Below are 21424 nucleotides of genomic sequence, written 5' to 3'. Positions count from 1 at the left end.
GGCGAGGAGGAAAAGCGCTGGCGGGGAAAAGCAAAACGGGAGCATCTCTGCTCCCGTTAATATTTTAGAAATCTTCGTTAGTTTCGCTGGCTTCTTCGCGATCTTCAGCCGAGATTTTCGCGGTGTCTGCTGCTACTGCATCACCGCTCAACAGCAAGTCACGCAGCTTTTTGTCGATCTCATTCGCAATCGCTGGATTCTCTTTAAGGAAGTTGGTTGAGTTAGCTTTACCCTGACCAATCTTCTCACCGTTGTAGCTGTACCAGGCACCGGCTTTCTCAACCAGCTTGTGCTTCACGCCAAGGTCCACCAGCTCGCCAAAGGTGTTAATGCCTTCGCCGTACATGATCTGGAATTCAGCCTGCTTAAACGGTGCAGCAATTTTGTTCTTCACTACCTTCACGCGAGTTTCGCTACCTACTACTTCGTCGCCCTCTTTGATCGCACCGATACGGCGGATGTCCAGACGAACAGAAGCGTAAAATTTCAGCGCGTTACCACCGGTCGTGGTTTCCGGGTTACCGAACATCACGCCAATCTTCATACGAATCTGGTTGATGAAGATCAGCAGCGTATTGGACTGCTTCAGGTTACCTGCGAGCTTACGCATTGCCTGGCTCATCATACGCGCGGCCAGACCCATGTGCGAATCACCGATCTCACCTTCAATTTCCGCTTTCGGCGTCAGAGCCGCCACGGAGTCAACGATGATCACGTCAACTGCGCCCGAACGCGCCAAGGCATCACAGATCTCCAGCGCTTGTTCACCGGTATCCGGCTGTGAGCACAGCAGGTTATCGATATCAACGCCCAGTTTTTTCGCGTATACCGGATCCAATGCGTGCTCAGCATCGATAAAGGCACAGGTTTTACCTTTGCGCTGTGCTGAGGCAATAACCTGCAGAGTCAGGGTGGTTTTACCCGAAGATTCCGGTCCGTAAATCTCAACGATACGTCCCATCGGCAAGCCACCCGCGCCGAGCGCGATATCCAGTGACAGTGAACCGGTAGAGATGGTTTCGACATCCATTGAGCGGTCTTCACCCAAGCGCATGATGGAGCCTTTACCAAATTGCTTCTCAATCTGGCCCAGTGCGGCAGCTAAAGCCTTCTGTTTGTTCTCGTCGATCGCCATTTCCACTCCTAATCATGCTGGGTGAGCCGACACCAAATATGTCGCTCGTTCTGTTGCTGCTAATTATACTGTATGGTCATACAGTATCAAGTTTAATTTGTCAGAAATTCATCAAGCAGCGTTTGTAGCGCCCAGGCCACAGATTGTCGGCGTACCGCATCACGGTCACCGGCAAAAATCTTGCGCTGCGCTAATACGCGGCCCTCAGGGCCCGCGATAGCAAACCACACGGTGCCCACCGGTTTATCTGGCGTGCCGCCATCCGGCCCCGCAATACCGCTCACGGCAATGGCATATTCTGCCGCCGCCGCTTTCCCCGCACCGACTGCCATCTCACGCACGGTTGGTTCGCTCACCGCACCATGCTGCTCCAGCGTGCTAACCTGCACACCGACCATTTGCTGTTTAGCTTGATTGCTGTATGTCACGAAACCGCGCTCAAACCAGGCGGAGCTACCGCTGATATCGGTAAATACCTTCGCAATCCAGCCACCGGTGCAGGATTCCGCTGCGGTGATTGTTGCCTGACGAATTTTTAGCTGTTCGCCAATGCGGTAACTCAACTGCTGCAATTGTTCATCGTTCATCGCCTTCTCCCGTTATGGCGCCTCACGTTAGCAGTAAATGGTGCGCTGAAAAGCCCTTTTCAACCTTCAGCGACCCATTCTGCGTACTTGCTTCCAGTTACCTCAGCCTGTTTTCACTGCAACCATGAACAAACGCGGGAAAGCTAACAAAACCTTGCCATTGCTACGAGCGGGATAAGCCGGAATGAGCGCCTGGTGATAATCATGGAGAAAAGCCGATTGCTGCGTATCATCCAGCCCCGCGAGGAAAGGACGCAGTCCTGTCGCACGTAACCAGGTAATAATGCCCTGCGCATCGGTCATTGGATGATAATAGGTGGTGCGCCAGATATCGACCTGACAACCCGCATCGCTTAACAGATCGTAATACTGGTCGGTGGTCAACAGACGCTTGCGATCTGCCGCCTGCGGCGAAATCAGTCCCTGCCAGTTTTCACGCTCCGCCACGTCTCGCATTAAACGGTGCGACGGCTCTTCAAGATTGTCCGGCATCTGAATCGCTAATGCGCCACCCACAGCCAATTGACTCACCAGATGCGGCAGCAATGTGTGGTGTTCAGTCAACCATTGCAGTGAGGCGTTTGCATAAATCACCTGTTGCGGCTGCTCGGCCTGCCAGGTGCGAATATCCGCCTGCTGAAAGCGGCAAGAAGGCAGTCGTTCTCGGGCCTGCTGTAACATCGCTTCAGAACTATCAATCCCGGTTATCTGCGCATTCGGCCACGCTTGCACCAACAGCTCCGTGCTGTTGCCCGGCCCGCAGCCAAGGTCAGTGGCAAAGCGCACATCAGCTTGTGGAATGCGCTCCAATAACTCTCGCGCCGGACGCGTACGCTCCGATTCGAATTGACGATACAGCTGGGGATTCCAGTCTTGCATGGCAAAGCTCCTGTCTTGGCTGAAGAGCCACACACTACCTGTTTTTGCCGTCTTCACAGAAAGAGAATAGTGCGATACCTCACCTTTTTGTCTTTGGTGACTGGTGAGTATGCGCAGTTATCACTAACTTAAAACAACGTTTCATTTTTAATAAATTAAGGAACCTGGCATGACTGCAAAACCGCTATTGTCCGGCGTATGGTGTCCCTCAGTAACGCCTTTTGATAATAAGAATAATTTGGACATTGAAGCACTTGGACGCCATTTTTCACGCCTGAGTCAATCGGGCATTGATACCCTGCTGTTAATGGGCAGTATTGGTGAATTTGCATCGCTTACTCAACAGGAAAGACTACTGCTCATCCACGAGGCACGCCAACTTTCGCCACTGACTATGGTGGCAAATGTCTCCAGTACCTGCATTCCCGATATGCTGCAGCTGGCGGACGCCGCCTGGCAGAACGGCTTTGATGCGGTGATGGTGCTGCCTCCTTATTATTACGGGCAGACACAGAAGCAACTGCTGAACTATTTCAAAACGCTGGATAAACAGCTAGGCGGCAAGTGGTTCGCCTATAATTTTCCGGCACGCACCGGTTGCGATTTAACGCCAGCGCTAGTAGCGGAACTGGCAGCCGAGTTGCCCAATTTTATTGGCATCAAAGACACCATGGATTGTTTGTCGCACAACCGCGCGATGATTGATGAAACAAGGAGCGTTCGCGCTGATTTTACCGTACTTTCTGGCTACGACGAATATCTGCTGCCCAATCTACTGGCTGGTGGTTCAGGTGTGATTTCTGGATTGAACAATATTGTGCCGGAGCTTTTTGCCCGAGCGATGCAGGCATGGCGTGCTGGGGATGTAACGCAGCTCGCCGAGATTCAACAGCGCATCGGAAAGCTGATGGCGATTTACACTATTGGCGATGATTTTGTTACCACCATCAAAACGGCTGTCGCCCGCCGATTTGATTCGATGAGCAGCTACTCGCGTAATTACGGCGGCGAGCTGACAGCGGAACAGTGCGCGGAAGTGGATCGTTTGCTGAGTTAAAACAGGCAGGACGGCGCGGTGCCGTCCCGTCATTAGTTTTAGTTCTTTTTTACAAATTCAGATTTGAGTTTCATCGGACCAAAACCCTCGATCTTGCAATCAATATTGTGATCACCTTCGACTAAACGAATGCTTTTTACCTTGGTGCCGATTTTTAACGTGGAAGAACTGCCTTTAACCTTGAGATCTTTGATAACAGTGACGCTATCGCCATCCACCAATAAATTACCGTTGGCGTCGCGTACAACTAAACCATCCACTGCATCATCGCCACTTGCCGTCCAGATATGACCACAAGATGGGCAATTCAGATTATCACCATCTTGCCAGGTGTAATCGGCCTGGCATACAGGACAGGCAGGTAAGGTACTCATAAGCGCTCCTCAGAAGTAGGATGCGGTGAAGATGGCACCGCAAAAGGGCCGCCATCTTATACCCTCACACTTTACAAGGACAGCATTAAAAGACACTGCCCTGACGCGCTTTAGCGACGGCTTCACCCAGTTGCCACACCGCCATTGCGTAGTGCGTGCTGTGGTTATAGCGGGTAATTGCATAGAAGTTTGGCAGGCCATACCAATACTGGTAGCTGGTGCCGAGGTCCAGACGCAATAAACTTACCTGATTATTACCGTCCAGCGATCCTTGCGGCGTCAGGCCACTTGCCGCTAAGGTGCTGACGGGATATTTAGTTTTGAAGCCATTCTCTAATGCTGGAGCCTGACCGCTCGCAGGAACCGCAACATTTTCTCCAGCACGCCAGCCGTGTTCTTTAAAGTAATTGGCTACGCTGCCAATCGCATCAACCGGATCCCACAGGTTAATGTGGCCATCACCATTAAAATCAACCGCATATTGCTTGTAAGAGGATGGCATGAACTGCCCATAACCCATAGCACCGGCAAAGGACCCGCGTAGATCCAGCGGATCATCTTGTTCTGTACGCGCCATCAGCAGGAAGGTCTCCAGCTCACCGCTGAAGTAGGCCGAACGACGTGGATAGCTAAATGACAGCGTTGCCAGCGCATCCAGCAAGCGCGTTTTGCCCATCACCCGGCCCCAACGCGTTTCGACACCGATAATACCAACAATGATTTCCGGCGGCACACCGTAGACCTGCTGCGCACGCTGCAGTGCATCCTGATACTGATTCCAGAATGCCACGCCGTTCTGCACGTTATCCGGCGTAATAAACTTATTGCGATAGCGAATCCACGCGCCATTCGGTCCGGTTGGCGGCGTATAGCTTGGAGCTTGCTGGTCCATTAAACGCAGTACGTAATCGAGACGCTTCGCCTGGCCAATGACCGCGTGCAGCTGCTCACGATTAAAGCCGTGCTTTGCCACCATTTGGTCAATGAACTGCTCAGCAACTGGATTACCGGCAAAATCGCCAAACATAGGCTGAATCGCGTGGGAAGGCTCCAGTAAAAAACCGCCTTTAGGTGCAGGAACAACGGCGGGTTGCTGATGAGATGCAGGCTTACTGCTGCAAGCAGCAAGCAGAGTGATAAGCGGAAGAAGAGCAACCTTAAAACGCATTGGATATCCATAAGCCAGGTGAAACCGGAAGCACTCATGGTAATCGTTCATTGAAGTGACATACAGAGCAATATCTTAAAATTTAGCCCTTTGCCGCCGGTTTCAGCCGGTTACAGTGTGAATTTGCGAAACGGCTCCACACTTTACCTTTTTCGTTAAAATTTGCTTTTTACCGCTTAAGGCAATTTGTTATGGTCGGCAGCCAGAAAGCCCTACTGGCGGATGAAGGTATTGTGGCAAAAATGGTAATATCCCGCTTTCGTTATTTATCCACGATAACGGGACTTCCGGCTGCATTGACCCAGCCTCAGGCAATTAAAAGAATGAATGTTGAGTGAGAATACGATGAAAGGAGCAGAGCAAATGGACTTTAGTGGCCATACGCCGATGATGCAGCAATACCTGCGCCTGAAGGCCGATCATCCTGACATCCTGCTGTTTTACCGCATGGGCGATTTCTACGAGCTGTTTTACGATGACGCGAAACGCGCCTCGCAGCTGCTGGAAATATCTCTGACTAAGCGTGGCGCATCCGCGGGAGAACCCATCCCGATGGCGGGTGTGCCCTATCATGCGGTTGAAGGTTATCTGGCGAAACTGGTCCAGCTCGGCGAATCAGTCGCGATCTGCGAGCAGATTGGCGATCCCGCCTTGAGCAAAGGCCCGGTTGAGCGCAAAGTCGTGCGTATCGTTACACCGGGCACCATCAGCGATGAAGCTTTACTGCAAGAGCGCCAGGATAATCTTCTGGCCGCTATCTTTCAGAGCCAGCGCGGCTTTGGTTACGCGACGTTAGATATCAGCTCTGGTCGATTCCGCCTGAGTGAACCGGGCGATGTGGAAACAATGGCGGCGGAACTGCAGCGTACCAATCCCGCTGAGCTACTCTATCCCGAAGATTTCCAGGCGATGACGCTGATTGATCAACGTCGTGGTCTGCGTCGCCGTCCGCTGTGGGAATATGAAATCGATACGGCGCGCCAACAGCTCAATCTGCAGTTTGGCACCCGCGATCTGAGCGGTTTTGGTGTCGAGCAGGCCCACCTGGCACTGCGTGCCGCCGGTTGTCTACTGCAATATGTCAAGGATACGCAACGCACCTCGCTGCCGCATATCCGCTCGCTGAGCATGGATCGTCAGCAGGATAGCGTGATTATGGATGCCGCCACACGCCGAAATCTGGAGATCACTCAGAATCTGGCGGGTGGAATCGAGAATACGCTGGCGGCAATACTGGATAAAACCGTCACGCCTATGGGCAGCCGTATGCTTAAACGGTGGCTACATATGCCACTGCGTGATGTCTCTACTATTGCTCGTCGCCAGGAATCTATCGCTGAGCTGCAATCACTCAGCCAGGAATTGCAGCCGGTGCTGCGGCAGGTGGGCGATCTGGAACGTATTCTGGCGCGCCTCGCGCTGCGTACTGCTCGCCCCCGCGATTTGGCGCGCATGCGTCACGCCTTCCAACAATTGCCAGAGTTAAACCAGCAGCTTGCAGGCGTTGAGGCTACGCAGCTAATTAACCTGCGGTCTCAGATGGGTGAGTTCAACGAGCTGCGTGAGCTGCTCGAGCAAGCCATTATTGAATCACCGCCGGTGCTGGTGCGCGACGGTGGCGTGATTGCCCCGGGATACAATGCTGAGCTCGACGAATGGCGCGCCCTGGCGGATGGTGCCACCGATTATCTTGATCGCCTGGAGATTCGCGAGCGTGAAAAACTCGGGCTGGATACGCTGAAAGTCGGCTTTAATGCGATTCACGGCTATTACATTCAGGTAAGTCGCGGGCAAAGTCATCTGGTACCCATTCACTATGTTCGCCGTCAGACATTGAAAAATGCTGAGCGTTACATCATCCCCGAACTGAAAGAGTATGAAGACAAGGTTCTGACATCAAAAGGGAAAGCGTTAGCCCTTGAGAAAGGCCTCTATGAGGACCTTTTCGACCGTTTGCTGCCGCACCTTGAAGCGCTGCAAAACAGCGCAGCCGCGCTATCAGAACTGGATGTATTAGCCAATCTGGCCGAGCGCGCCTGGACGCTAAACTACTGCCGTCCGGTGCTGCAAGAAAAAGCGGGGATTCGCATTACCGCAGGACGCCATCCGGTGGTTGAACAGGTGCTGAAAGAACCCTTTATCGCCAACCCGCTGTCGCTCTCTCCGCAACGGCGCATGCTGATTATTACCGGCCCCAATATGGGCGGTAAAAGTACCTATATGCGCCAGACCGCCTTGATCGCTTTGATGGCGTGGATTGGTAGCTATGTGCCCGCAGAAGAAACGGTCATCGGCCCGATCGATCGTATATTCACTCGCGTCGGCGCTGCAGATGACCTGGCTTCCGGTCGCTCCACCTTCATGGTTGAGATGACGGAAACCGCCAATATCCTGCATAACGCCACCGAAAATAGTCTGGTGCTAATGGATGAAATTGGTCGCGGTACCTCAACTTACGATGGGCTGTCGCTGGCATGGGCTTGTGCAGAGAGCCTGGCGAATCGTATTAAAGCCATGACGCTGTTCGCTACCCACTATTTCGAGTTGACTACGCTACCAGAGAAAATGGAAGGTGTGGTGAATGTGCATCTGGATGCGGTGGAACATGGCGATACTATCGCCTTTATGCATAGCGTACAGGATGGCGCGGCGAGCAAAAGCTATGGTCTCGCGGTAGCTGCGCTGGCGGGCGTGCCGAAAGAGGTGATCAAGCGTGCACGTAACAAGCTGAAGGAGTTAGAAGCACTGTCCGGTAGCTCTGCAGCATCAACGGTGGAAGGTTCGCAAATGCAGTTGCTGGTGACAGAAACCTCACCAGCGATGGATGCGCTGGAAGCACTGGATCCTGATAGCCTCACACCTAAGCAGGCGCTGGAATGGATTTATCGCCTCAAGACGCTGGTCTGAAGTCACTAAATGACTGCTGGCAGCAACTATATTGCAAGCAGTCAGAAAACCTGACCTGCAGGCGAAAAAAAACGGTGACCATCAGGTCACCGTTTTTCATTATCGGTAAAAATTATTCGCGAAACAGTGCTTCAATGTTCAGGCCCTGTGTCTGCAGAATCTCACGCAGACGGCGCAGCCCTTCTACCTGGATTTGACGTACGCGTTCACGGGTCAACCCGATTTCACGACCTACATCTTCCAGCGTTGCCGCTTCATAGCCTAACAGGCCAAAACGACGCGCCAGCACTTCACGCTGCTTGGCATTCAATTCAAACAACCACTTAACGATGCTTTGTTTCATATCATCATCTTGCGTGGTGTCTTCCGGACCGTTGTCTTTCTCATCGGCCAGGATATCCAGCAGCGCTTTTTCGGAATCGCCACCCAAAGGTGTATCAACCGAGGTAATGCGCTCATTGAGACGCAGCATACGGCTTACGTCATCAACTGGCTTGTCTAACTGCTCGGCAATCTCTTCAGCACTCGGCTCATGATCAAGCTTGTGCGAAAGTTCACGCGCGGTACGCAGATAAACGTTTAACTCTTTAACGATGTGGATTGGCAAACGAATGGTACGGGTTTGATTCATGATCGCCCGTTCAATAGTCTGTCGAATCCACCACGTGGCGTAAGTTGAGAAACGGAACCCACGTTCTGGGTCAAACTTCTCTACGGCGCGAATCAAGCCGAGATTACCCTCTTCAATCAGATCCAGCAGCGCCAGACCACGATTGCTGTAACGGCGGGCAATCTTTACTACCAAGCGTAAGTTACTTTCAATCATGCGGCGGCGAGAAGGAATATCACCCCGCAATGCACGGCGTGCAAAGAAGACTTCTTCTTCTGCCGTCAGCAGTGGTGAGTAACCAATCTCTCCGAGGTAAAGCTGCGTCGCATCCAAAACGCGTTGCGTCGCACCCTGTGACAACAGCTCTTCTTCCGCTACGTCGTTGTTATCACCAGGTTCGTTCTCAACGAGAGCCTTCTCATCAAAAACCTCAGCTCCGTTGTTTTCCTCGAATTCCGCATCTTCATGTGAATCGTTAACTTTCAGCGTATTCTGGTTCATTAGCGGCTCCTACCCGTGATCCAAGGGCAGAACCAAGGTTCTGCCGGATTATCGCTGCGGTAAATAACGCAACGGGTTTACGGATTTCCCCTTGTAACGAATTTCAAAGTGCAATCTTACTGAACTGGTACCGGTGCTACCCATGGTAGCGATTTTTTGCCCCGCCTTAACTTCCTGTTGTTCCCGGACCAGCATAGAGTCGTTGTGGGCGTAGGCGCTCAGGTAGTCATCATTGTGTTTGATGATGATTAAATTACCGTACCCACGGAGCGCGTTGCCTGCGTACACCACTCTTCCCGAAGCTGTGGCGACAACAGGTTGTCCACGCGAACCGGCGATATCGATACCTTTATTTCCGCCTTCCGCAGCGGAGAAGTTATCGATGATCTTCCCATCAGTCGGCCAACGCCAGCTTCCCACTGGAGTTGTGCTATTAGTCGTGCTGCTGACTGTAGGTGGTGCGACAACCGGAGCTGTGGTCGTTGCCACATTATTTGCTCCTTTCGACGGCAGCAATTTGCTACCCGACGAATTACCCGAATCATCAGAATACGTAATAACAGGTTGCTGTGCAACAGGGGTCGATTTAATTTGCGTTTGACTCGGTGTAACAGGTACGCCGCCCTGCGTTGCATCCGCTACGGTTATCGCATTACCACCGGTGATGGTCTGGCCGTTGCCGTTGCCAACCTGCAGCGTTTGCCCGGCGTTCAAGCCATACGGCGCTGCGATGTTGTTGCGTTGCGCCAGATCGCGGAAATCGTTGCCGGTAATCCAGGCAATATAGAACAGGGTGTCGCCACGTTTCACGGTGTAGGTCTCGCCGCCGTAGCTGCCTTTCGGAATATTCCCATAGTTGCGATTGTACACAATGCGACCATTTTCCGTGGCCACATTATTATTACCACTAACCATTCCGCCGGACGGTTGCGCTGAAGAAGTGCCGCCGCTTAACATTCCGCCACTCGGCATCGCAGGCACACCGCTACTTTGCGAGGAGATCATGCCGCCACTGGGGGCTGAAGCCATTCCACTGTCGCCGCTGTTACTACCAACCTGGCTAATGGGTGCCTGCGTGTTATCGCCTGAACTACAGCCCGCCAGCCAAAAACCTACCAAAGAAAGTGCCGCCAAACGGCGTAATTGAAATGCTGTGCTTCCCATGCTCACTGATCCCCCGTGATGGCAACCCTGAATAAAAATGTGTAACGGCGTTAACCGCATTATCCACTGCGCGTAACGTTAAAAACGGTTTTTAGCATTGATAAACAAGGATAGTAACAATATCAACTGTGCCGTGCCATGTAACAGTTGTGAAGAATTGCGTAGTGACGGTTCAGGCAAGATCGCCCTGAACTAACGGCACAAAGCGGACGGGCTCGATGATTTCTTCTATCAATTCATCGCCCTGACGACGCAAACGCTTTAACACCTGTTGATCCTCACCTACTGGCAGCACCATTTTGCCGCCCTCGCCCAATTGCGCTATCAGCGAAGTCGGAATTTCAGGTGGCGCTGCGGTGACAATAATGGCATCGAACGGACCACGCGCCGCCCATCCCTGCCAGCCATCGCCGTGACGCGTTGAGATATTGTGCAAATCGAGTTGCTTGAGGCGGCGCTTAGCCTGCCACTGCAAACCTTTGATACGTTCTACGGAGTAAACATGATTGACCAGATGCGCCAGAATGGCGGTCTGATAGCCAGAACCGGTGCCAATTTCCAGCACGCGCGATTCTGGAGTGAGCTCCAACAAGGCGGTCATCCGCGCCACCATGTAGGGCTGTGAAATGGTCTGCCCCATGCCAATCGGCAACGCGACGTTTTCCCACGCTTTGTGCTCAAACGCCTCATCGATAAAACGCTCCCGAGGCACATCAGCAATGGCTTTCAGCAGAAATTCATCATGAATGCCCTGCGCACGTAGCTGCTCCAAAAGCGTTTCGATGCGGCGGTTTATCATGCCAGCTTTACCTCAGCCTGGAGCAGCCAGTCACTTAATACTTCTTGTGCGGCATGCGCGGTCAAATCAACATGCAACGCGGTTAGCGAAACATAGCCCGCATCCACCGCTGCGAAGTCGGTATCCGGGCCCGCATCCAGCTTTTGCCCCGGCGGACCAATCCAGTAAAGCGGCTGGCCACGCGGATCTTCAGTGCAGATCACCTGATCGGCCGGATGGCGGCTGCCACAGCGCGTAACACGAAACCCTTTGATTTCTGCTAAGGGCAAATCGGGCACATTGATATTGAGGATACGCCCGGTACGCAGCGGTGCACGTGATAGCGCACGCAACAGCGTACAGGTTATGGATGCGGCAGTATCGTAATGGTAATGCCCATTGAGCGAAACGGCGAGCGCCGGCAGCCCAAGATGACGCCCTTCCATCGCTGCAGCCACCGTGCCTGAGTAGATGACATCGTCGCCCAGGTTCGGCCCGGCGTTGATGCCCGAAACCACGATATCGGGACGCGGCTGCATAAGCTTGTTCACGCCGAGGAACACACAGTCTGTCGGCGTTCCCATTTGCACCGCAATATCGCCATTTTCATGGGTAAAAGTGCGCAGTGGCGTTTCTAATGTCAGAGAGTTTGATGCGCCGCTACGATTGCGATCGGGCGCAACCACCTGCACCTCAGCAAACTCACGCAGTGCGCGAGCCAGCGTCTGGATGCCGGGAGCATGAATTCCATCATCATTGCTAAGCAATATCCGCATCTATTCCTGACCTTTGTTCATTCAACTGGTCCTCGACCTGTTTGCCGAACGCAATTTTGGCGCCGCAAAAGAGCCGTCTGGCGGGACAAGGATGTTTGCATTCTAGCGGCGAGGCGCTGGAAGTGGTAGGCGAAAATCAAGGAACTGGCGGTGTTTGCCGTAACAATATGCAATTTGAGATGGCGCACAAAATAAAAATGCCCGGCACCAAAGCCGGGCAACAGCGAGGATTATTGGCGGTCTGGCAAGCTCACCGCGTACAAATACCAGGCCGAATGAGGCAGCCAACCTTCCGCCCAGCGCCAGTCATCATCTTTCCGCGTGACGGCATAACCTTCATCGAAAGCTATCCCCTCAGCGACCTGGTTGGATGCTCCGGTAATGCCGTTAACAATGCCGCCTGGCAGCGTGGTGTATTTCCATGAATTAAAGAACAGATAGCTGATATGGCGGTAACCACTGCCGGTCAGCATGCTGACATCATAAGGATTGTTGCCCAAAATCCAGTTCAGCTGATTCCAGGCGTAACCCTGCAGCTGCTGGGTGAAGGTTTTATCATCGGCAAACAGCGGCATGGCCTGACGTGCAGCCGCCGCCAGCGAGGCGATACGCGCATTCTCACCCTGCCACCACGGCGCAGCTTCGCTGTCATGCGGGAAGAAGAAGCTGGTACGTTTATCACCATTTTTCAATTGAATCAGCTGGCGCGCGTAGCCAAACGGATTATTGGTTTCTTTGGTCACCGCCAGTTCAAAGCCCAGCGAGCGTTTCACCGTATCTTTGATTTTCGTCTGCTGCTCTTGCGGAGCAATGCGCGCATACTCCAGCAGCGCGATCACAGGCAGCCCGGCATCTGACGGATGGAAGAAGGGGCGCCGCTGCGTATCGGCGCGCCAGTAATCATGCCAGTTATCCAGCGAGGTCAATCGTGCCATCAGGCTTTGCGCGCGGTGTTGTGCCGCCGTCAAATAGACCGCTTTGTGCGAAGCGCGATACAGCTCTGTCGCCGCCAGCAGCGCGGTATAGTCATCAACGATATTCTCTTTACCGTCATTCACCATGTGCGCATTGTTTTTTTGCAAAAAAGCGAAGGCGTCTTCGGCCGTTTGCAAATACTGCTTGCGGCTGAAATTACCGTCATTTTCCATGGTGCTGGCCAATGCCAGCGCGGCAATCGACATACCCGCTCCAGAACGGAAACTCGCCTGCCATGCCAGCCGCCCAACGGCTTCCTCCTCGACAATAGTGGAATCTGACTCTTTCTCCTTAATCTGCGTACGCCAGTTTGGGTTAGCAATCACGCGATCCTGCGCCCGTTTCTCTTTACCGGGCGAAGAGATCGCCTGGAAGAAAGATTCGCCCGGACGTTTCATCCGCACCAGAAAATCGGCGCCGTACAGGCCTTCGTCCAGCATCCGGCGGCGATACTCATCAAAATTTTGATTTTGGCGCGCACCCAGGTTCTGATAGCCGCGCAATAAGCTCCAGGCCACCAGCGGCGCCTGCTGTGGGTTGAAATAGGAGGTCAGATTTTGATGCGAAAGATGCACACCGTAATCACCGGTGGCATCGTACCAGCCGCCGTGCACATCAACGGTGCCAGAGCCTGTGCCAGCCGGCAGCGGCAGTTTGCGATCGGACTTATCAAACAGCCCGGTGACGCGCTGGCTTTTGAAGTAAGCAATCACATCGGAAAGCGTGTAGCGCTCCAGCAGATCGGCGCCGATGATAAATGGCCCGGAACGTACGTCGCCGTCGCTACTGGTGGTTTGCAGCACGTAGCGTCCCTGTTTTTTCCAAGCGGAAAAATCCGCGCGGTAGAAGGTGCGATCGCCCCAGCCCTGCACTTCGCCCTGCGGCTGTAAAGTGCCACTCAGCACCTGCTGATTGGTTTCACTGTCTAGCAACACAAAGTTTACTGGTGGCTTAGCGCGTGACTCGCCGGTCAATTGAACAACGGCGGTTTTGGGTGCAGCAATGTCGTAACCCACCTGATTGATCAAAACGTGAGTTTCAGCGTGCGCCAGTCCAGCCATCAGCAGCGCAGCGGTAAGTGCGGAGAAACGAATCCTCATTGTCATCATCCTTAGTGTATTGAGTGATTAAAACAGGTTAAAAGGGGCAATCATCAGGAATTTGATGTCCTTTTCATCCTGGAAAACGTTGCCATAGCCACCGCCCCAGCTCGGGTTATCGCTATGATTATTGAACGCGGTGAGATGCAATTTGAACACGGTGTTTTTGGCCCAGCCGGATTGCACCTGCCACACCAGATCGCCGTTAATGGCGGTTTCGGTCAGACGTTGATCTTGTGACCAATCGCCACCACGCGCCGGTTTGCCGTCCCAGCCCCAGGCAAAAGAGCCGCCGATACTGACGCCTGGCCAGACGATATCGCTAAGATCGACCATCATCCCGGCAAAGATTGCCTTCTCACCGTCGGCATTGAAGTCAGAGCGAGAATCCCACCACATATCAATACGGCCAGCCGAGTTCGGGTAAATCGGCGTCATCGCCACGGTGTAATAACCCTGCTTGCCCGGCGCGTGCACCACGCTGCCTTCCAGCCGGAACTGATAGCGATCAACCTGATAAGCCAGCGTTAATCCCTGTTGCCAGGCCAATTCGTCATAAACATCATGACGGCCGGTACGATCCTGCGAACCGTAAAACTGCCAGCTCAAACTTAGCGGATTGTCCCAAAGCGCAGTCTGACGAGCGGCCTTAGCGAAATATTTATCGAGGTAATGCGGTGATTCACCCCACGCCAGCTCTAGCGTGTCACCGTTTTTGAAGTCGTACTTGCCGCCTAACGAATGCAAATAGGGAATACGCGTCTGGCGATCGATTTCGCGAAACTCGTACATTTTGCGATACCACGGCGCCTTATATTTGTTGGCGCCCATCCACGACAGCGATAGCGCACCAGCGGAGCCATAGTCATAAACCGCTCCCACTTCCAGGCCCTGATAGGTGCCCGGTAAGAATCCCCACTGCGTACCGAGCAGCGTTTGGCCACTCGGCTGGATGTAACCCGCTCGCAGCCAATAATCACCCGCCTTCACTTTCAGCGCCGCACGATAGAGATCGAGACCATTTTTTTCGCCCACGCCGCGGTCTTCCCACATCGATGGACCATGACTGAAGCTGATTTCATTGGGATGCGCCGGGCTGCCCTCAAACAGATCCCAGGTGGCGAAGGCGGCGAGATCCACGCCGACAACATCCGCCAGATAGCCTGATTGATACTCCAGCGCGCCGGTCAGCGTGCTGTGATGCAGATTGGTTTGATAGTGCTGAAAATGGCTGCTGTCCGGATTGAGATCCTTACGCTCGCGGTGACGTTGCCAGTAGTACAGCGTGCCATCTACTTTGCTGTCTTCAATGAAACCTGCCGCATCAGCCGCAGGCGGTGCTGCACACAGCATCAACGTTGCCAGTGGCAGCAGCGCCACTTTTTTTCCCTGAGTTAAAGCATTCATTGCATTTCCTTAAGGTGCACGCAGCCCTGCGATAGCAGCCGCATACCTGGTCCCTGTTAGTCAGTATTGAAAGTTGCGCGTCAGGCGCTGGGTTTAGTCACACCGGGCCGCGTCCAGCGGCCATAGATCAGTGTCAGGATAAAGGGGACGATGAAAGCCACCGCAATCGCCGCCACTTCGTAAATCATTTTGGAATCGGGACCTTCAAACAGACCGAGTTCGAAGACGTTGAGTACCGGAAGAAAACTGTAAGTTTTTACCTGTAACAGCCCGGTAATCGCACCGCCTAATGCGGCCCCGATACAGCCGAAGATGAACAACATGCGGAACTTAAGATTGACGCCATACAGCGCCGGTTCGGTGATGCCGAAGAACGCCGATAGCGACGCTGAGAGGGCAATTTGGCGGTCACGAAGATTGCGAGCGATAAAGATGGCGCCACTTACCGCGCCAAATTGCCCCATTACCGCCGACATGAACATCGCCATGATGGTGTCGTAGCCCTGCACCTGAATGTTAATCAGCGCGAGGGGAATAATGCCCCAGTGCACGCCAAACACCACGAACAGCTGGCCAATACCCGCCAGCAGCGCGCCGGAGATCATGGGACTGAGCTGATAGAGCGCGCTGTAGCCATTGGCGATGCCGACACCGGCATAATCCGCCAGTGGACCAATCAGTGTGAATACCACAAAGCCGCAGATAATCAGCGAAAGACACGGCACAAATACCAGCGCCGCGACGTCCGGAATCCACTGCTTCAGCTTGCGTTCAACGTTGCTCAGCAGCAGCACCGCCAGAATCGCTGGGATCACCGCGCCGCCATATATTTTCAGGCTAATGTTCAGACCCAATACGGTGAAGTGCTGCGGCAAGTCAGGCTGCGTGAGTGGAAATACCATCGCTGCCGTTAATGCCAGTGCAGTGAAACGGCTGGCGCCAAAACGATCGGCGGCAGTCACCGCGATAAACAGCGGCAGGAAGACAAAAACGCCACTGGCGAGCGCATTAAACATGGCGAAAAGCAGATCATCGCTAGCCACCAGGCCCTGAGTTTGTAGCAGCACCATGATGCCTTTAATTACCCCAATGCCGGCCAGGACCCCAATATAGGGCGTAAAAATCGCACCAAGCGTTGCCAGCATTTTTCCCGCCAGACCACGTTCGTCAGAACCCGGTTTGACCGGTTCAGCAGCCGGTTGCGACCCGAGCTGCATCGCCTGATACAGCTGCTCCACCTGCGGGCCCACCACCACCTGCAACTGCCCGGATGCATTCACTACGCGGATCACCCCCGGCAAGCCGCTGATAGCCGGGATGTCCACATTTGCCATATCGTGGATGGCCAGCCGCAGGCGGGTGGCGCAGTGCGAAATATGGCTGATGTTGTCATCCCCGCCGACCTGCTCCCGGATAGCCTGGGCCAGCTTCACGTAATCGAGTTTCATTATGGTTATCCTTTTTCAACGCGCCCGGTGTTAGTCGTAATCGCCCGGTTTGGTTTTGCTCTTCATCGACACGCCAAAGTCGGTGAAGATGCGCTGCGGCAGATTGTTACCCTTCGCTTCCGCAATGTGATGCGCCAGAATCTGGAACGGAATCACCAGCAGCATCGGCGCCATCCACTCGCTCACTTCCACCCCCAGCGCCAGCGTGCGTTCATCATCGCTTTCGCCGAGGCAAAGGCTCCAGACGTGTGGCGTAACGCGCTGTTCATAGTCGCGCAGCAGACGCAGGCGCTCGCGTACCGGCGCATCAACATCAACAAAGAACAGACGGTGTTGTGGGTTTATCTCGAAATACGGGCCGTGCATGAATGCTTCAAGCTCAATGCCCTGCGATGGTACGCGCACCGTTTCACTAAACTTGGTCTCCATCTCCTTGATCACGCCCAGTGCCGGTCCAAAGCCGATGGAGATAAAACGTGGTGCGGCGGTGAGATCCGCCTGCCAGCGCTGCCAGAAAATTTCAGTACGTTCAATAATGTCTGGAATCGCCGTCGCGCCGCGCTGCAGCATCGCAAACTCCTGCTGCTCCTGTTGCGCGGTGATACGGCCGCTTTGACGCGCGCTGTGCAGGCCGATCAGCATCAGCGTCATCACTGTGGCTAAATAGCCTTTGGTGACGTAACCGACGCGCTCTTCGCCACTTTTAATCTCCACCGCATGATCCACCTCCTGCGCCAGCGGACTGGCCAGCTTGCCGGTGATGCCCCAGGTTGCCACGCCATGCTGTTGCTTGAGGGCGGCAATGGCTGCCAGGGTCGAAGTGCTCTCGCCACTTTGTGAAATGGCGATCACCAGATCGATGGCCGGATCCCACCGCTCGTAATGCTGGAAATGAAATGGCTCCTGCACGCTAATCCGCACGCCTGTTAGACGCTCCACATAGTATTTAGCGCTGAGCGCGGCATTGATGCTGGAACCCGTGGCGAGCACCAGCACCGATTTTGCAGCACCGAGCGCGGGCAAATCATCTGGATAGCATGCCAGCAAGTTGCTTAGCACCTCAGGCTGCTGGTGGATGTAAGTCATCATGGTGGGTTTCATTACTGCTCCTTAAACAGTTCTCCTGAAAAACTGAAAACGTTTTCAGGTTGCAGGCAAACTTATTTAATGGCGCAGATTAAGTCAACGCAGGAATGGTGAAAATGAGATCGCGATTACAAAGCGTAACTTATTTAAAATTAAGGGATTAAGTTACAGGTTAAGCTGATTCGCCGAGGATTAATACCGGCGTTGGCGGGACAATTTGTTGATTTTCTTGAGATGATTTTCCGTCGAGCTGCGCCATCATCATAGTGATAATGTTCTGCCCAAGCTGCGGGTTCTGATGATCTACGCTAGTGAGGCGGGGAATGAAAAATTCGCTGCCGGGGAAACGTTCGCAGCTGATAACGACCACCTGATGAGGTACCTGAATAGCGCGATCGCTAAGCGCACGAATGGCCCCCATCGCCACGCGATCGTTGATGGCGACCAGCGCCTGCGGCGGTTGTGGCAGATCCCACAGCGTTTCAATCGCTTGATAGCCATGTTGCGGATAGAAGTTATTCAAGCAAATCCACGCGTCGTTCGGCGTGATTCCCGCCTGCTGTAGAGCCGCACGGAAATGATTGACGCGTTCGCGTGTCACCCACACTTTGCGTGAGCCGCCGATAAAAGCGATGTCACGCAGGCCACGCGCAAGCAGGTGATTAACCGCTAGCTCAACACAATGCTGATGATCGCGCATTACGCATGGCCAGCGACGATCGGGATGGGGCTGGCCGACCACCACCACCGCCATTTTGCTCATCAGCGTCTCCAGCATCGTCAGATAATCTGGCGGAATCGGCGCAAAGTCGCTGTGGCCGCCAAGCACGATGACGCCATCAATTTGGCTATCAATGATCGATTGAAAAATTGCGCTTTCATCGCCTGACGTACCATCGCTGCGGTTGGCGGATTGTGTATCGTACAGCGTGATTTTATAGCCAATGGCCAGGCAGGCTTGCTGAATCTGCGCCACTAAGGTGACGAAGTAGGGATTGGTGATATCGGAAACGATCACCGCAAGGGTGTAACTCTGACGCGAAATCATGCCGCGCGCCATCAGGTTGGGGCTGAACTGATGCTCAGCAATCACTTTATCGACGCGCGCACGGGTCTTTTCAGACACCCATGCATGCTTGTTAAGCACGCGTGAAACGGTGGTAATAGAAACACCGGCGAGCAGCGCAATATCCTTAATGGTAAGATTTTTGCTCATGATCGCCGAATGTACCTATTCGTCGCCAATCGGTGCTGCTGCGCCGTTGCTTAGCAGCTCGCGCACCACGCTGGTAGCAAAACTGCCCGCCGGCAGCCAGAACTGCATCTCCAGCGTGACGTCGTCCCACCAGCTCCAGCGCAGATCTTTCGGCACCACCAGCGCCGCACGCCGCGAGGCATCAACGCGTTCACGATCGAGTAAAGCCAGCAGATCGCCCGACGACGCCAGCAGCTCCCGCTCGAACGCCAGCACTTCGCCTTGGGTACCGAGCTCGCCGCGTCCGGCCAGCGGTGCGGTGATACGCAGTTCATGGTTATCGACACGCTGCTGCAGTTCCGCTAACTCTTCCGCCTGCGCAACAAACCAGCTGCCACGTCCTGCCAGCTGCAACGCATCTCCCGCCTGAACACGATCCAGTGCGCCATCGCGCTGTAAACGGGCACTGGTGAGCTGGTTAAAAAGCTGGCTGCGCGCTGCCGAGAGTAAAATGCCTTTCATGCTGCGATCGCGCGGGCGGAATTTATCTTCAGCCCACAATTTTGCCTGCGTCAGGTTGTTACCGCCGCGACCAAAGCGCTGCTCGCCAAAATAGTTGGGTACGCCGCGCTGTTGAATCTGCTGCAGACGCGTTTCAACGTCGCTACGATCGGAAATCTGGCGCACGATTAAACGGAAGGCATTGCCCGCCAGCGCGCCGGTGCGCAGTTTGCGCTTGTGACGGATCACCTGCAGGATTTCGACGCCTTCCAGCTGAAAACCGGCCAGATTCGGCATCGCATTGCCTGGCACACGGAAGCACAGCGTCTGCTCGGTGACCGCATGACGATCTTTCATGCCGGCATAGCTGAGATCGCGTACCGGCACCTTAAGAAATTTGGCGATGGCTTCGGCAACAAAGCGGGTGTTGCAGCCAATTTTACGAATGCGGACTAAAACCTGTTCTCCTTCGCCATCATAGGGATAGCCAAGATCTTCAATCACGACAAAATCTTCGGGATTGGCTTTAATCACGCCGCTGGCATTAGGCACGCCGTGCAGGTAATGCAGCTCACTCATGCCCGATCGGCCTTAATCAGCAGCGCAACCGCTTCACAGGCAATGCCTTCACCGCGACCGGTAAAGCCGAGTTTTTCGGTGGTGGTGGCTTTCACGTTGACGTCATCCATATGGCAACCGAGATCTTCGGCAATATTGACGCGCATCTGCGGCACGTGCGGCAACATTTTTGGTGCCTGCGCAATAATGGTCACATCAACGTTACCGATGCGATAGCCTTTTTGCTGAATACGACGCCAGGCTTCGCGCAGCAGGCCGCGGCTGTCCGCGCCCTTAAACGCCGGGTCGGTATCCGGGAATAGCTTGCCGATATCGCCCATCGCCACGGCGCCGAGCAAGGCATCCGTCAGCGCATGCAGCGCCACATCACCGTCAGAATGGGCGATAAAACCGTGTTCGAAGGGAATACGCACCCCACCAATCACTAACGGACCTTCGCCGCCAAAAGCGTGAACGTCAAAACCGTGACCGATACGCATCATGCGCTCTCCTGTAACTGAATCTGAGTAAGATAGAAGGCCGCCAGCGCCAGATCTTCTGGTCGCGTTACCTTAATGTTGTCGCTGCGTCCGCTCACCAACTGCGGATGATAGCCGCAATACTCCAGTGCCGACGCTTCATCGGTAATGGTAGCGCCTTCATTGAGGGCGCGCGTCAGACACGCGGTGAGCAGTTGATGCGGGAAAAATTGTGGCGTCAACGCGTGCCATAAGTCTTCGCGTTCAACGGTATGAGCAATGACCGCTTTGCCTGGTTCGCCGCGCTTCATGGTGTCGCGCACCGGCGCCGCCAGAATCCCGCCGACGTTGCTGTACTCGCGTACCGCCAGCAGGCGCGCTAAATCGTCCGGATGCAGGCACGGACGCGCGGCATCATGCACCAGCACCCATTGGTGATGCTGAATGGCCTTTAATCCCGCCAGCACCGATTCAGCGCGCGTGTCGCCACCGGTCACTCTTACCACGCGGGAATCCTGCGCCAGCGGCAGTGAATCGAACCAGCCATCATCGCTGCTTACCGGCACAATGACCTGTTTTACCGCCGGATGAGCCAGCAAGCGCGCAACGCTATGTTCAAGAAGGGTAAATTGACCAATGGTCAGATACTGTTTTGGGCAGGCAGCTTGCATACGGCTGCCCACACCTGCGGCGGGCACCACGGCAATCACATCCGCAAGGATCGGGCGCTTGTTCATGG

19 protein-coding genes are annotated in these 21424 nt (G+C 54.2%); 2 read left to right on the top strand and 17 right to left on the bottom strand.

The window, feature by feature from the left end:
* Positions 1–64 precede the first annotated feature (64 nt).
* From recA to tam, 3 genes are all read right to left on the bottom strand, one after another.
* Positions 65–1135: a recombinase RecA gene (recA, locus tag AC790_RS18190; protein ID WP_007893274.1), complete on the bottom strand. Its 1071-nt coding sequence runs from the start codon at positions 1133–1135 to the stop codon at positions 65–67.
* Positions 1136–1227: 92 nt separating this feature from the next.
* Positions 1228–1722 carry a nicotinamide-nucleotide amidase gene (gene pncC, locus AC790_RS18185; protein ID WP_049852671.1) on the bottom strand — a complete coding sequence of 165 codons (495 nt, stop codon included), beginning with the start codon at positions 1720–1722 and terminating at the stop codon, positions 1228–1230.
* 102 nt (positions 1723–1824) lie between these two features.
* A complete protein-coding gene (gene tam / locus AC790_RS18180; RefSeq protein WP_049852670.1) occupies positions 1825–2601 on the bottom strand; it encodes a trans-aconitate 2-methyltransferase in 777 nt (258 codons plus the stop codon).
* 169 nt (positions 2602–2770) lie between these two features.
* On the opposite strand from tam, the gene AC790_RS18175 reads away from it, so the two are divergent.
* Complete coding sequence (locus AC790_RS18175; RefSeq protein ID WP_049852669.1) at positions 2771–3658, top strand: dihydrodipicolinate synthase family protein; 888 nt, start codon at positions 2771–2773, stop codon at positions 3656–3658.
* Between the two features lie 38 nt (positions 3659–3696).
* On the opposite strand, the gene AC790_RS18170 is transcribed toward AC790_RS18175, so the two are convergent.
* Both AC790_RS18170 and mltB read right to left on the bottom strand, forming a co-directional pair.
* Complete coding sequence (locus AC790_RS18170; RefSeq protein ID WP_007893266.1) at positions 3697–4032, bottom strand: zinc ribbon domain-containing protein YjdM; 336 nt, start codon at positions 4030–4032, stop codon at positions 3697–3699.
* Positions 4033–4117: 85 nt separating this feature from the next.
* Positions 4118–5200: a lytic murein transglycosylase B gene (gene mltB / locus AC790_RS18165; RefSeq protein ID WP_007893263.1), complete on the bottom strand. Its 1083-nt coding sequence runs from the start codon at positions 5198–5200 to the stop codon at positions 4118–4120.
* A 363-nt stretch (positions 5201–5563) separates the two neighbouring features.
* On the opposite strand from mltB, the gene mutS reads away from it, so the two are divergent.
* On the top strand, positions 5564–8107 hold the full coding sequence (gene mutS / locus AC790_RS18160) for a DNA mismatch repair protein MutS (protein ID WP_049852668.1): 2544 nt from the start codon (positions 5564–5566) through the stop codon (positions 8105–8107).
* 112 nt (positions 8108–8219) lie between these two features.
* Here the strand turns inward: mutS and rpoS are convergent, their stop codons facing one another.
* The 12 genes from rpoS to ispD all read right to left on the bottom strand — a co-directional run bounded on the left by rpoS (position 8220) and on the right by ispD (position 21422).
* A complete protein-coding gene (gene rpoS / locus AC790_RS18155; RefSeq protein ID WP_049852667.1) occupies positions 8220–9218 on the bottom strand; it encodes an RNA polymerase sigma factor RpoS in 999 nt (332 codons plus the stop codon).
* Between the two features lie 48 nt (positions 9219–9266).
* A complete protein-coding gene (gene nlpD / locus AC790_RS18150) occupies positions 9267–10382 on the bottom strand; it encodes a murein hydrolase activator NlpD (protein ID WP_007893255.1) in 1116 nt (371 codons plus the stop codon).
* 172 nt (positions 10383–10554) lie between these two features.
* On the bottom strand, positions 10555–11181 hold the full coding sequence (locus AC790_RS18145) for a protein-L-isoaspartate(D-aspartate) O-methyltransferase (RefSeq protein WP_007893253.1): 627 nt from the start codon (positions 11179–11181) through the stop codon (positions 10555–10557).
* Entirely contained in the window at positions 11178–11936 is a 759-nt protein-coding gene (gene surE, locus AC790_RS18140) for a 5'/3'-nucleotidase SurE (RefSeq protein WP_007893252.1), read from the bottom strand. Before surE ends, AC790_RS18145 begins: the two co-directional genes overlap by 4 nt.
* 230 nt (positions 11937–12166) lie before the next feature.
* On the bottom strand, positions 12167–14011 hold the full coding sequence (locus tag AC790_RS18135) for a glycoside hydrolase family 9 protein (protein ID WP_049852666.1): 1845 nt from the start codon (positions 14009–14011) through the stop codon (positions 12167–12169).
* Between the two features lie 27 nt (positions 14012–14038).
* Positions 14039–15418 (bottom strand): OprD family outer membrane porin, encoded by a 1380-nt coding sequence (locus AC790_RS18130; protein ID WP_049852665.1) that lies wholly within the window; start codon positions 15416–15418, stop codon positions 14039–14041.
* A gap of 80 nt (positions 15419–15498) precedes the next feature.
* Positions 15499–16866 (bottom strand): PTS transporter subunit EIIC, encoded by a 1368-nt coding sequence (locus tag AC790_RS18125; RefSeq protein WP_049852664.1) that lies wholly within the window; start codon positions 16864–16866, stop codon positions 15499–15501.
* Positions 16867–16896: 30 nt separating this feature from the next.
* Entirely contained in the window at positions 16897–17967 is a 1071-nt protein-coding gene (locus AC790_RS18120; RefSeq protein WP_049852663.1) for an SIS domain-containing protein, read from the bottom strand.
* A 157-nt stretch (positions 17968–18124) separates the two neighbouring features.
* On the bottom strand, positions 18125–19168 hold the full coding sequence (locus tag AC790_RS18115) for a LacI family DNA-binding transcriptional regulator (RefSeq protein ID WP_049852662.1): 1044 nt from the start codon (positions 19166–19168) through the stop codon (positions 18125–18127).
* Between the two features lie 15 nt (positions 19169–19183).
* Complete coding sequence (gene truD, locus AC790_RS18110; RefSeq protein ID WP_049852661.1) at positions 19184–20227, bottom strand: tRNA pseudouridine(13) synthase TruD; 1044 nt, start codon at positions 20225–20227, stop codon at positions 19184–19186.
* Positions 20224–20706 (bottom strand): 2-C-methyl-D-erythritol 2,4-cyclodiphosphate synthase, encoded by a 483-nt coding sequence (gene ispF / locus AC790_RS18105; RefSeq protein WP_049852682.1) that lies wholly within the window; start codon positions 20704–20706, stop codon positions 20224–20226. Before ispF ends, truD begins: the two co-directional genes overlap by 4 nt.
* Positions 20706–21422, bottom strand: a complete 717-nt coding sequence (gene ispD / locus AC790_RS18100) for a 2-C-methyl-D-erythritol 4-phosphate cytidylyltransferase (RefSeq protein ID WP_049852660.1) — start codon at positions 21420–21422, stop codon at positions 20706–20708. Before ispD ends, ispF begins: the two co-directional genes overlap by 1 nt.
* Positions 21423–21424 lie beyond the last annotated feature (2 nt).

The organism is Pantoea sp. RIT-PI-b, assembly GCF_001187905.1.
In the GTDB taxonomy this organism is placed as follows: domain Bacteria; phylum Pseudomonadota; class Gammaproteobacteria; order Enterobacterales; family Enterobacteriaceae; genus Pantoea; species Pantoea nemavictus.
The sequence above is the reverse complement of the archived record's forward strand: the minus strand, read 5'-3'. Positions and strand labels throughout refer to the sequence as shown.